The organism is Symbiobacterium turbinis (assembly GCF_055383075.1).
The window spans coordinates 1,913,267-1,925,762 of the sequence record NZ_AP042433.1; the positions used below are offsets into that span (position 1 = coordinate 1,913,267).

The following is a 12,496-nucleotide window of genomic DNA, read 5'->3' on the forward strand; positions in this document are numbered from 1 at the left end:
GGGCCCAGGCGCCAACCGGCCGCCCGAGCCTTCCGGGCGCTCGGGCGGCCGGCGTCAGCAGCCCTTGCTATTTCTTCACCAGCAGGTCGAAGCGGTCGAGGTTCATCACCTTGGTCCAGGCCTTCACGAAGTCGTTCACGAACTTCTCCTGCCCGTCGTCCGAGGCGTAGACCTCCGCGATGGCCCGGAGCTGGGAGTTCGAGCCGAAGATCAGGTCGACGCGGGTGGCGGTCCACTTCAGCTCGCCCGTGGCCCGATCGCGCCCCTCGAAGACGTTCTCGTCATCGGTGGCGTTCCACTGGTAGCGCATGTCGAGCAGGTTGACGAAGAAGTCGTTGGTGAGCGCCCCCGGACGGTCGGTGAGCACGCCGTGGCGGGAGTTGCCGTGGTTGATCTCCAGCACCCGCAGGCCGCCGATGAGCACCGTCATCTCCGGCGCCGTCAGCGTGAGCAGCTGTGCGCGGTCCACCAGCAGGTGCTCCGCCGGCACCGAGAACTTGCGCTTCAGGTAGTTGCGGAACCCGTCGGCCTCCGGCTCCAGGTAGGCGAACGACTCCACGTCGGTCTGCTCCTGGGTGGCGTCGGTCCGGCCCGGGGTGAAGGGCACGGTGATCTCGAAGCCGGCGTTGCGTGCCGCCTGCTCGATGCCGACGCAGCCGGCGAGCACGATCAGGTCGGCCAGCGAGACCCGCTTGCCGTCCGTCCGCGACCGGTTGAACTCCTGCTGGATGCCCTCCAGCGTCTCCAGCACCGGCCGAAGCTGCTCGGGCTCGTTCACCTCCCAGTCCTTCTGCGGCGCCAGCCGGATGCGCGCGCCGTTGGCGCCGCCGCGCTTGTCGGAGCCGCGGAAGGTGGAGGCCGACGCCCAGGCCGTGGCGACCATCTCCCTGATCGACATCCCCGAGGCCAGGATCCGCTGCTTCAGGGCGGCGATGTCCTCCTCGTCGATGAGTTCGTGGTCGACGGGGGGAACGGGATCCTGCCAGATGAACTCCTCCTCCGGCACCTCCGGCCCCAGGTAGCGCGAGCGGGGACCCAGGTCGCGGTGGGTCAGCTTGAACCAGGCGCGGGCGAAGGCCTTGGCGAACTCATCCGGGTTCTCCAGGAAGCGCCGGGCGATCTTCTCGTAGACCGGGTCGACCTTCAGCGCGATGTCGGTGGTCAGCATGGCCGGCGCGTGCCGCTTGTTGGGGTCGTGCGCGTCCGGAATGGTACCGGCCCCGGCGCCGTGCTTCGGCCGCCACTGCCAGGCGCCGGCCGGGCTCTTGGTCAGCTCCCAGTCATAGCCGAACAGGTTCCAGAGGAAGTTGCTGGTCCACTTGGTGGGGGTCGAGGTCCAGGTAACCTCCAGCCCGCTGCCGATGGTGTCTGCGCCCTTGCCCGTGCCGTAGGTGCTGAACCAGCCCAGGCCCATCTGCTCGATGGGCGCCGCCTCCGGCTCAGGACCCACGTGCGAGGTGGGGCCGGCGCCGTGGGTCTTGCCGAAGGTGTGGCCGCCGGCGATCAGGGCGACCGTCTCCTCGTCGTTCATGCTCATCCGCTTGAAGGTCTCCCGGATCTGCTCGGCTGCCTTCAGCGGATCGGGCTCGCCGCCGGGGCCCTCCGGGTTGACGTAGATCAGGCCCATCTGGGTGGCCGCCAGGGGCTTCTCCAGCTCGCCGTCGCTGTGGCGGGCGTCGCCCAGCCACTCCTGCTCCATGCCCCAGTAGATGTCCTCCTCCGGCTCCCAGACGTCCTCCCGGCCGCCGGCGAAACCGAGCGTCTTGAAGCCCATCGACTCGAGGGCGACGTTGCCGGCAAGGATCATCAGGTCAGCCCACGAGATGCGCTTCCCGTACTTCTGCTTGATGGGCCACAGCAGCCGGCGGGCCTTGTCCAGGTTGACGTTGTCGGGCCAGCTGTTCAGCGGCGCAAAGCGCTGGCTGCCCGACTCCGCGCCGCCCCGGCCGTCCGCGACCCGGTAGGTGCCGGCGCTGTGCCAGGCCATCCGGATGAAGAGCGGCCCGTAGTGCCCGAAGTCCGCCGGCCACCAATCCTGCGAGTCGGTCATCAGCTTGCGCAGGTCCTCCTTCAGGGCCCAGTAGTCCAGCTTCTGGAACTCCTCCCGGTAGTTGAACTCCGGGCCCATCGGGTTGGACAGATCCGAGTGCTGGTGCAGGATCCTGAGGTTGAGCTGGTTGGGCCACCAATCCCGGTTGGTCGGGCCCTGGCCGGCGATGATGCGCTTCTCCTCGTTCATGACGGCTCCTCCTCCCCTTCGGCTCTATTCGTAACTGAGCCACTATCAAGTAAATTCTCCGCTCCGTTGTCGAATCCTGCTGAGATTTATTCTCATTCTAAATAGAAAATGCGCCCCTCACTGCCGCCGGCCGGACGGGCGGCTGAGAAGGGCGCGCTGCACGGCAAACCGATCCGCTCCGCCCGTCGTCTACAGGATGGAAGACGAGGGGCGCGGCACGGGAAGGGGAGCCAGCGGAAGGAATGCCATCGGTGAGAAGGGCGAGCGGTGGGAGGAGGCATCTGCCCTCGGTGCGAGGGCCATCTCATAAGGAGGCGGACGGCTTGCAGATCTATCTGGAGACGGAGCGGCTGTACCTGCGTCGGTTTACCTCTGATGATGTCGACAACCTGGTGGATCTGGACGCCGACCCCGCGGTGATGCGCTACCTCACCGGCGGCAAGCCGACGCCCCGCGGACAGGTGGAGCAGGTGATCCTGCCACGGATCCTGGGCGACTACGACCGCTTCCCCGGCTTCGGCTGCTGGGCAGCCGTCGAGAAGGCGACCGGCGCCTTCGTGGGCTGGTTCCTCCTGCGGCCGCGGGACGCAGGGGCCCACCCGGGCGGGGCAGGCTCGGGCGAAGCTGGCTCAGGTGAAGCCAGCCCTGGCGACGCTGGCTCAGGTGAGGCCAGCTCTGACGGTGTCTGTGCCGTCGAGGCGGAACTGGGCTACCGGCTGCGCCGCTCCGCCTGGGGCAAGGGCTACGCGACGGAAGGGGCCCGTGCGCTCATCCGCAAGGGCTTCACCGAGCTCGGCGTGAGCCGCATCTTCGCGCAGACCATGGCGGTCAACCGGGCCTCCCGCCGGGTGATGGAGAAGTGCGGCCTGAAGCTGGAGCGGGTCTTCTTCCCGGACTGGGACGACCCGATCGCCGGCGCCGACGAGGGCGAGGTCGAGTACGCCCTGACCCGGGAGGAGTGGGAGCGGCTGGGCGCCTTGTGACTCGGGCGCGGGACGCCCGGGCTGCAGACCGGGGCGGCTTGATGGTGGACAGGGGCCTGCCGCTTACGAACGGATCCTCCCCATGACCAGGATGTCTACATACTGACCGTCGCGGAAGACGGCCATCCGCTTGCGCCCCTCCACGACGAAGCCGAAAGACTCGTAAAGCCTGATGGCCCGTTCGTTGTCGGGGTAGACCTCGAGCTCGATGCGCAGGATGTTGAGCCAGCGGTCGGCGGCGTCGACGGCGGCCGCCATCAGCGCTCGGCCGATGCCCCGCCCCTGGTAGGCGTCGTGCACCGCCATGCCCAGGGTGGCGACGTGCAGAATCCGCGGGGCCCGGCTGCGGTGCAGCCCGAGGTTCCCCACCACTTTCCCGTCCACCTGAGCTACCAGCACATAGTCATACCTGGGGTCGTTGCTCTCCAGCCGCTTCCGCCACGGCTCGGGCGTGGTGTGGGGGAGCTGCAGCGTTCCGTGGTACACCTTCGGCTGGGTCATGATCTCCGCGAACGCGTCCGCGTCCGACGGTCTGGCCATTCGGATTTGGATCTGATCCATGGATACCCCTCCATCATGGTCCCCCCGGGCAACCGCCAGGGCCGGACCCGCACGCCCGCTCTGGGGGTCGCCGCGCACGCTGTGTCAGGCCGGGGTAGGGGTACACCATCGCCCCCATCCGTTCTGTTCTCACTGAGTGTGGGTAGTGCCGGCCCGAGAAGTAACGCGGGCGTCCCGTGATACAGCCGCTCGGCGTCACCGGACTGAACGGACCGGCCCACACTGAATGCGAACAGACGATATGTCCGCCCGGGTGGGGAGGTGCCTCCGGGTCCTCCGGTGCGCCCCGACCAGTGAGCTGTGCTGGAACCGGGATATGCAAAGGGGCGGCTTCGCCGGGCGAAGCCGCCCCTTTGTGCTACACCGTCGTCCGGATGTGCAGCTCCTGCAGCTGCTTCGGCGCCACCTCGCTGGGGGCGTCGGTCATCAGGTCCGTGGCCTTGGCCGTCTTCGGGAAGGCGATCACGTCCCGGATCGACTGCCGGCCGGCCAGCAGCATGACGAACCGGTCGAGGCCGAAGGCGATGCCGCCGTGGGGCGGGGCGCCGTACTCGAAGGCGTCCAGCAGGAAGCCGAACTTGGTCTGCGCCTCCTCGGGCGTGAAGCCCAGCAGCTCGAACATCCGGTTCTGCAGCGGCCGCTGGTGAATTCGGATCGACCCGCCGCCCAGCTCGACGCCGTTCAGGACCAGGTCGTAGGCGTTGGCCCGGATGGCCGCCAGCTCCTCCCGGGTGGCCCCTTCCTTGAAGACCTTGTCCAGGTCCTCGGGGTGGGGCGACGTGAACGGGTGGTGCACCGCCACAAAGCGGTTCTCCTCGTCGTCCCACTCCAGCAGCGGGAAGTCGACGACCCACAGCAGGTTGAACTCGCCGGGCTTGCGCAGCCCCAGCCGGTTGCCCATCTCGATCCGCAGGGCGCCGAGCGCGGCGGCCACCACGTCTGGCTGGTCGGCGACGAAGAGCAGCAGGTCGCCGGGCTCGCCCTCCAGTAGGCGGATGATCTCCGCCGTCTCCGCCTCGGTGAGGAACTTGGTGAAGGAGGAGCGCACCTCGCCGTCCTCGCCCAGCGCGATGTAGGCGAGCCCCTTCGCCTTGTATGCCTTCACGAAGCTCGTCAGCTCATCGATCTGCTTGCGGGAGTACCCGCCGCAGCCCTTGGCGTTGATGCCCTTCACCTGACCGCCGGCCTCCACGGCACCCTTGAAGACGCCGAAGCCGCAGCCGGCCGCCACATCGCTCACGTCCACCAGCTCCATGCCGAAGCGCAGGTCGGGCTTGTCGGAGCCGTACCGGGCCATGGCCTCGGCCCAGGTGATCCGCCGGAAGGGGGTTGGCACCTCCACGCCGAGGGCGTCCCGGAAGACCCGGGCCACCATCTGCTCCATCATGGCCAGCACGTCGTCCCGCTCCACGAACGACATCTCCACGTCGATCTGGGTGAACTCCGGCTGCCGGTCGGCCCGCAGGTCCTCGTCCCGGAAACAGCGCACGATCTGCACGTACCGCTCCAGGCCGCTCACCATGCAGAGCTGCTTGAAGATCTGGGGCGACTGGGGCAGGGCGTAAAACTTGCCGGGATTCACCCGGGAGGGCACCAGGTAGTCGCGGGCCCCCTCGGGGGTCGACTTGGTGAGCATCGGCGTCTCGATTTCCAGGAAGCCGTTCTCGTCGAAGAAGTCCCGCACCGCCTTGGTGACCCGGTGCCGGAGGATGAGGTTGCGCTGCATCTCCGGCCGGCGCAGGTCGAGGTAGCGGTACTTCAGCCGCACCGTCTCGTCGACGTCAATGTCATCCTGAATATAGAAGGGCGGCGTCTTGGCCGGGTTGAGGATGCGCATGTCCCGGGCCCGGATCTCGAACCGGCCCGTCGCGATGTTGGGGTTCACCGCCTCCGGCGCCCGGTGGGTCAGCTGGCCCCGCACGGCCAGCACGTACTCGGAGCGCACCTGCTCGGCCTTGCTGAAGACCTCGCCGCCGCACTCCTCCGCGTCGAAGACCACCTGGACCAGGCCCGTGCGGTCGCGCAGGTCCACGAAGATCAGCCCGCCGTGGTCACGGCGCCGCTGCACCCAGCCGTTCACGATGACCTCCTGGTCCACCAGGTGCTCGGCCACCTCGCCGCAGAAGAACGTCCGTTTCATGCCGTGAATCGATTCGCTCATACTTCAGCCCTCCGCACGTGCGAGATAATCTGGTCGAGCGGCACGCTCTCCTGCGTTCCCTCGTCCATGTTCTTCACCGATGCCTCGCCACGCTGGACCTCGTCCTCGCCCAGGATGACGACGTACCGGCTGTTCTGCTTGCCCGCGTACTTCATCTGCGCCTTCAGGCTGCGACCCAGGTAGTCGATGTCCGCGGAGATCCCCGCGTCCCTGAGCTCGTACAGCAGCTTCAGCCCGACGGGCCGGGCGGCCTCGCCCAGGGTGACGACGAAGACATCCAGCCGGGGCCGGTCGGCGAAGGGGGCCGTCAGCCCCTCCTCCTCCAGCACCATCAGCACCCGCTCCATGCCCATGCCGAAGCCGACGCCGGGCGTGGGCTTGCCGCCGACCACCTCGATGAGGCCGTCGTAGCGGCCGCCGCCCCACAGGGCGGACTGCGCGCCCAGCTTGGGGTGCAGCACCTCGAAGACGGTCTTGGTGTAGTAGTCGAGCCCCCGCACGATGCGGGTGTCGATCTGGTACGGAATCCCCATCGCCTCCAGGTGGCTGAGGAGCCCCTCCCAGTGGGTGCGGCAGTCGTCGCAGAGGTAGTCCAGCGTCACCGGGGCGCTCTGCTGCGCCGGGTGGCCGGCGTCCCGCTTGCAGTCGATCAGCCGCAGGGGGTTTCGCTCGAACCGGGTGTTGCAGTCCTCGCAGAGCTCGCCCAGGTGCGGCCGGAAGTGGTTCTGCAGCGCCTCCCGGTACCGCGGCCGGCAGTTCGGGCAGCCGATGGAGTTGACCGAGACCACGAGCCCGGTCAGCCCCAGGCGGGCCACCACGTCAAGCCCCAGCTTGATCACCTCGGCGTCCACCGCCGGGTCCTGCGCGCCGAAGACCTCCACGTCCAGCTGGTGGAAGCCCCGGAACCGGCCCTTCTGCACGTTCTCATACCGGAACGCCGGTCCGTAGGCGAAGATCTTGGTGGGCTGCGGGTTGTTGGGCATGCCGTTCTCCAGGTAGGCCCGCACCAGGCCCGCCGTGAACTCGGGCCGCATCGCCATGCGGCGGGCGTCGGGGTCGTCGCCCCGGGGCGTGATGTTGAACATCTCCTTCGTGACGATATCCGTGGTGGCGCCGACGCCGTGGACGAAGAGGTCCACGTACTCCACCATCGGCGGCCGGAGCTCCTGGTACCCGTAGAGGCGGGCGACCTCCCGGAAGATCTCCTCCAGCCGCTGCCAGCGGTAGGAATCGCGCCACCCGTACTGTTCACCGGGCAGGATGTCGTTGAATCCCCGCGGTGCCTGTATACTCACGCGCCATCCTCTCCTCGCATTGTTCCTATGAGGGGGGCGGGTTCCCCCAGGTAGACCGGATCGATCGGCTCTTCCCGCACGGTCCCGTCCAGGACGTAGACCCAGTAGGCCCGGGCATCGGGCCGGGAACTGACCACCTTCACCAGGTGGTCGCCCACGTAATGCAGGGCCACGCCGTCGTCCGCCGCGATGCCGTCGGCCAGCACCCCCGCCTTCCTGAGCCGGTGGTAGGCCGGGCGGCGCTCGGACTCGCCGTCGTAGTGCGGGCAGTGGCTCCCCTTCAGGAAGCCCAGGCCCGGCAGGGCGGTCAGCTCGCCGGGCACCGAGTCGGTCACCCCCTGCTCAAACCAGCAGATGGCGCCGGCGCTCAGCCCCGCCAGGATGATGCCCTGCTCCCAGGCGGTCCGCAGCACCTGGTCCAGCTCCCACTCCCGCCACAGGGCCAGCATGTTCTTGGTGTTCCCGCCGCCCACGTAGATCACGTCCTGCACCAGCAGGAAAGCGGCCATGTCGCGCACCGTCGGGCGCAGCAGCGAGAGGTGCGTCGGCTCGGCCCCCAGCTGCGTCATCGCGCGGTAGAAGTCGACGATGTAGCCCTCCGCGTCGCCGCTGGCCGTGGGCAGGAAGCAGACCTTGGGCCGCGTCTTGCCGGTGAGGCTCAGCACGTACCGGTCCAGAAGCGGATTGTCGGGTTCCATGGAAAAGCCGCCGCCGCCCATCGCCACAATCTGCTTCATCTCCGCACACCCTCCTTCATCCTGATACAAAAACAGCGCCCGTCCCCCCATGGGACGAGCGCGCCGGCTCGCGTTGCCACCCACGTTGATGCCCACCGGAGGCAGGCATCCCCTCTGCAGGGCCGCACGGGCGTGAGGCCCCCTCCCTCTGCTAACGGCGGGAGTCTCCGGCGCAGCCTACGCAGCCAGGCGGCATCTCGCCGCCCCGGCGGCCCGCCGCCGCCTGCACGGCCTTCGACTGCGCAGCTCGAGGGCTGTCCGGCTCCGCCGCCTTCCCGCCGGCCTTTCAGCCCGAGGGCCGGCTCTCTGCAGGGGGCGCTGCGGAACCCCGTTCCCTGTCATCGCCTTTGAAATTGCATTCTACTGCTAGTTCCACGACCTGTCAATACCCCTAAACCAAAAGCCGCAGGGCCCGGGGGACGGCCGTCAGGGTCACCGGCAGGCTGCCGATCACCTCGCCGTCCACCTGGGTGAGCGGCCTGTGCTCCCCGGCCGCGGTAATGGACACGGTGCGCACCTTGCGGTAGATCACCCCGGGCATGTTCCGGTGCAGCCCCACCAGGGCGGCCGAGACGTACGCCAGGTAGTCTCCCACCGTCTCGGCGGTGAAGATGCAGATATCGAGGCAGGGATCGGTGAGGGCGGCATCCGGCGTGAACTGGAAGCCCCCGCCGTAGGAGCGGGCGTTGCCCGCCACCACGAACCGGCCCTCCACCGGCGGCTCGCCCTCCAGGTGCACCAGGAAGGGCGCCAGGTCCCAGCGCCAGATGAACTGCATGGCCGCCACGAAGAAGGCAGCCTTGCCGAACCGGCGCTTCAGGTCGGGGTCCACCGAGCCGGCCACGGCGGCATCGAGGCCCACACCCGCCATCAGCAGGAACCAGCGGTCGTTGGCCCGGCCCACCGTCACCTCCTCCGTCCGGCCGGCCAGGATGCGCCGGGCCATCTCCTCGGGCCGCTGGGGCAGGTGCAGCTCGGCCGCCAGCACGTTCGCGGTGCCGCCGGGCCAGAAGCCCAGCGCGGCCCCGGTGCCCATCACCCCCTGCAGCGCCTCGTTCATGGTGCCGTCGCCGCCGTGGGCGAGGATCAGGTCATACCCCTCGCCGGCCTTCGCCCGGGCGATGTCGGCCGCGTGGCCCGGCCGCTCGGTGGGGCAGACATGCACCGTGCAGCCCGCCGCCCGCAGGGGCGCCGCCAGCCGCGCCAGCAGGCTCTCCCGCTCGCGGGGCCGGCCGGAGGCGGAGTTGTAGATGACCGCGATGCGCCGAAAGGCCATGCGCGACACCCCCTACTCGCCGTAGAGCAGCCGCAGGTGAGCGACCTTGCGCCGGGCCAGCTCCTCCACCCGTTCCACGTAGGTCTGCGGGTCGTTGGGGTTGGCCGGCGCCTTCAGGAGCCAGCCCCGGTTCTGCCCCAGGGGCTTGAACCACTTGGAGGTGGCGCCGCCGCCCAGGCCGATCACGGTCTGCCGCTCCTCCATCATCTGGATGTTGTAGACCGACTCCTTGCCCGGCAGGGCGTAGCCCACGTTCTCCAGGGCCCCGACCATGAACTTCTGCCGGTAGAGGTAGTAGGGCCGCTGGCCCATCGCCCGGGCCGTCTCCGCCGCGTCCTGCACCAGCGCCTCGGCCTCGGCGGGGGTAAGCGCCCGCAGCACCTGCCCGGCCTCGCCCCCGCCGTGGATACGGGAGCCCCGCTTGACCGCCAGGGTATGCACGGTGAGGTTGTCCGGCGCCAGGCGCCGCATGTCCGCCAGGGTGTGGTGCACCTCGGCGGGCCCCTCGCCCGGCAGCCCGATGATGATGTCGGTGTTGACGGTGAAGCCGGCCGGGTGCGCCCGCACCAGCTCGTAGGCCCGGTAGAACTTCTCCACCGTGTGGATGCGCCCCAGGTGCATGAGGGTGGCCTGCACGGTGGTCTGGGGATTCACGCTCACCCGGTTCACGCCGGCGGCCGCCATCGCGTCCAGCTTCGCCCGGTTGAAGGTCTCGGGCCGGCCCCCCTCCATCGTGTACTCCGCCGGGGCCTGGCCTTTGAGCAGGTGCTCCTCGGCCATGCGGAGCATGTGGGCGAAGTCGTCGTCCCGCGGGCTGGTCGGGGTGCCGCCGCCGAAGTAGATCGACTCCACCCTGAGGCCGAGCGCGCGGATCGCCTCGCCGATGATCGTCATCTCCCGCCCCAGCGCCTGCAGGAAGGGGGAGACCTGCCCCCGGTACTGGTTGATGGGGTAGATGGAGAAGGAGCAGAAGGAGCAGATGGACGGGCAGAACGGGATGCCGATGTAGAGCGACACCGCACGGGGGTCCCGCCCGAGGAACGGCCGCTGCAGCCGGGCCACGCCGGTTAGCAGTTCCGCCTTCTCCGGGGCCAGCCGGTACTCCCCGGTGAGGCGGGTCACGGGGTCGGGCTCGCCCTCGTCCAGCATCTGGTGGACAAGCTTGGTGGGCCGCACGCCGGTGAGGATGCCCCACTTCGGCCGGAAGCCCGCCAGCGGCGCCAGGGCGTCGATCAGGAGCCCCTTGGCCAGCCGGCGCAGCCGGTGCTCGAAGGTGCGGGGGCTCTCCGCGGCATCCTGCAGCAGCCCGCCCTCCGCCCGGCGCTCTCCGCAGGGTCCCCGGGCCGTGACCTCGACCCGCCAGGGGCGGGTGGCTGCTGAAGCGCAGCCTGAAACCGGATCCGGGGTTGCGGTCAGATCCACCTGCCACTCCACGGCGCCCGCCGGGGACGGGGAACTTCCCGGCACCCACACGGCAAAGGCCTCACCGGGGAAGAAGACGTGGCCCATCTGAGTCAGGTCGCCGGCGAAAACGGGGCTGTTGCCCCGAAGTAGGATCGCAGTCATGCTGTACCACCTCAAAGGGGGCCGTGGCTCTCGCCCGGCCCCCGCCCGCAGTTGGAACCCCTATTAACGCTTACCCGCATGGCCGGGCACGTATTCGTCCCAGCCCCACAGCCCCAGGAGCAGGTTGACGAGCCCCAGGGCCATCAGGACATAGCCGGCCGTGCCGCCCACCGCGATGCCGAACATTACGGAGAGGGCGAACACCAGCGGGCTGAGAGCCTTCCACAGGTAGCCCCTGCGTAGCAGCCGCGGCGCCGGGATGCGCAGCCGCACCCTCGGGCCGGCCGGCCTGCCGCCCGTGCGGGCCGCGCTGCGGGCCCGGGCCCTGGAGGCCTCCCGCTCGGCGGCGTCCGCAAACGCCAGCCGGAGGGCCAGCACATTGGGAATGGCCAGGGACACCCCGAGAAGGGCGAGCCCGATCACCGTCAAGACCATATGTGAACCCCCCACAGTTCAGACGATGGTCCCTATATATTCTACTTACTATAGTTCAAGTCCTCCAAAACCTACCCCATGCGGTCGAGGATGTTGCAGAGCTGCTCCAGGTCCGCCTCCGACAGGTTCTTCACCATCTCGCGGAAGGCGGCCCGCCGGCGCTGGACCGCCGCCTCCAGGGCCCGCTCGCCCTCCGGGGTGATCTTCACCCACACCACCCGGCGGTCCCGCTGGTCGCGCTCCCGCTCGGCGAGCCCCGCCTTCACCAGCCGATCCACGAGGCCGGTCGCCGCGCTCAGCGTGACCGTCAGCTCGTTGGCCACCTCGGTCACCTGTAGCGGTCCCCGGCTCCGCAAGGCCCTGAGGACGATCATCTGGCTCATGGACATCTTCGGTCCCGGGGCTACCTCCTGGTAGGCCGTCGTCGCCGCCGTCATGACCCGCACCATGTTGTCGAACGAGGCCTCCAACCGCGGGAGATAGGCCTCGATGCGGGCAGATTCCATTCCACTCACCTCCGGGCCCGAAGTTCACGACGTAAACAGTTAATCGACCAGATTATACCCAAGATAGGAAAGGAATGTCAAGGACAGGCTCCCGGCCGCTACGCCAGGAAGGGGTTGTACGCCTTTTCGTCCCCGATGGTGGTGGCCGGGCCGTGCCCCGGGTAGACGGCGGTGTCCGGCGGCAGGGTGAGCAGCCGCGCCTTGATGGCCGTGATCAGCGTGTGGAAGTCGCCCCCGGGCAGGTCGGTGCGGCCGATGGAGCCGGCGAAGAGGGTGTCGCCGACGAACAGGTGGCCCTGGCGGTACAGGCAGATGCCGCCGGGGCTGTGGCCCGGAGTGTGGATCACCTGGAAGCGCAGGTGGCCGGCCTGCACCTCATCGCCGTCCCGCAGGAGCCGGTCGGCCGGGGCGGCCTTCACCTGCACGCCGAAGTAAAGGCTGCCGTTGAGCGACGGGCTGGTGAGGCAGGCGGCGTCGGCCTCGTGGATGGCCACCGGCGCGCCGCTCCATCCCTTCACCCAGTCCACCCCGCCGATGTGATCGAGGTGGCCGTGCGTGAGGATGATGCCGGCGACCGTCAGGTCGTTTTCCGCAACGCAGGACTGGATCCACGGATCGGGAACGCCGGGGTCAATCACGAGCGCCTGGCGGGTCTCGCTGCAGGCGACGATGTAGCAGTTGGCCCCGAAATCGCCGAGGGCACGGTACCACATGCGCATGGGATTTCCTCCATAAAG

Annotated in this window: 11 protein-coding genes; 1 reads left to right on the forward strand and 10 read right to left on the reverse strand. The window is 69.0% G+C overall.

Going from position 1 to position 12,496, the window contains the following annotated elements; genetic code table 11:
- Window positions 1-67: 67 nt before the first annotated feature.
- On the reverse strand, window positions 68-2,239 hold the full coding sequence (gene katG, locus ACZ45O_RS09090) for a catalase/peroxidase HPI (RefSeq protein ID WP_464852382.1): 2,172 nt from the start codon (window positions 2,237-2,239) through the stop codon (window positions 68-70).
- A gap of 323 nt (window positions 2,240-2,562) precedes the next feature.
- On the opposite strand from katG, the gene ACZ45O_RS09095 reads away from it, so the two are divergent.
- Window positions 2,563-3,222 carry a GNAT family N-acetyltransferase gene (locus tag ACZ45O_RS09095; RefSeq protein WP_464852384.1) on the forward strand — a complete coding sequence of 220 codons (660 nt, stop codon included), beginning with the start codon at window positions 2,563-2,565 and terminating at the stop codon, window positions 3,220-3,222.
- Between the two features lie 63 nt (window positions 3,223-3,285).
- On the opposite strand, the gene ACZ45O_RS09100 is transcribed toward ACZ45O_RS09095, so the two are convergent.
- From ACZ45O_RS09100 to ACZ45O_RS09140, 9 genes are all read right to left on the reverse strand, one after another.
- Window positions 3,286-3,783 (reverse strand): GNAT family N-acetyltransferase, encoded by a 498-nt coding sequence (locus ACZ45O_RS09100; RefSeq protein WP_464852386.1) that lies wholly within the window; start codon window positions 3,781-3,783, stop codon window positions 3,286-3,288.
- 358 nt (window positions 3,784-4,141) lie between these two features.
- Window positions 4,142-5,944: an aspartate--tRNA ligase gene (gene aspS / locus ACZ45O_RS09105; protein WP_464852387.1), complete on the reverse strand. Its 1,803-nt coding sequence runs from the start codon at window positions 5,942-5,944 to the stop codon at window positions 4,142-4,144.
- Window positions 5,941-7,239, reverse strand: a complete 1,299-nt coding sequence (hisS, locus tag ACZ45O_RS09110; protein WP_464852389.1) for a histidine--tRNA ligase — start codon at window positions 7,237-7,239, stop codon at window positions 5,941-5,943. The genes aspS and hisS overlap by 4 nt, the downstream gene beginning before the upstream one ends.
- Window positions 7,236-7,976 carry a Type 1 glutamine amidotransferase-like domain-containing protein gene (locus tag ACZ45O_RS09115; protein WP_464852391.1) on the reverse strand — a complete coding sequence of 247 codons (741 nt, stop codon included), beginning with the start codon at window positions 7,974-7,976 and terminating at the stop codon, window positions 7,236-7,238. Before ACZ45O_RS09115 ends, hisS begins: the two co-directional genes overlap by 4 nt.
- Before the next feature lie 391 nt (window positions 7,977-8,367).
- A complete protein-coding gene (locus ACZ45O_RS09120; RefSeq protein ID WP_464852392.1) occupies window positions 8,368-9,252 on the reverse strand; it encodes a diacylglycerol/lipid kinase family protein in 885 nt (294 codons plus the stop codon).
- A gap of 12 nt (window positions 9,253-9,264) precedes the next feature.
- A complete protein-coding gene (gene hemZ, locus ACZ45O_RS09125; RefSeq protein ID WP_464852394.1) occupies window positions 9,265-10,818 on the reverse strand; it encodes a coproporphyrinogen dehydrogenase HemZ in 1,554 nt (517 codons plus the stop codon).
- Window positions 10,819-10,881: 63 nt separating this feature from the next.
- Window positions 10,882-11,253 carry a hypothetical protein gene (locus ACZ45O_RS09130; protein ID WP_464852396.1) on the reverse strand — a complete coding sequence of 124 codons (372 nt, stop codon included), beginning with the start codon at window positions 11,251-11,253 and terminating at the stop codon, window positions 10,882-10,884.
- A 71-nt stretch (window positions 11,254-11,324) separates the two neighbouring features.
- Window positions 11,325-11,759: a MarR family winged helix-turn-helix transcriptional regulator gene (locus ACZ45O_RS09135; protein WP_464852397.1), complete on the reverse strand. Its 435-nt coding sequence runs from the start codon at window positions 11,757-11,759 to the stop codon at window positions 11,325-11,327.
- Between the two features lie 98 nt (window positions 11,760-11,857).
- Entirely contained in the window at window positions 11,858-12,478 is a 621-nt protein-coding gene (locus tag ACZ45O_RS09140; RefSeq protein WP_464852399.1) for an MBL fold metallo-hydrolase, read from the reverse strand.
- Window positions 12,479-12,496: the final 18 nt, after the last annotated feature.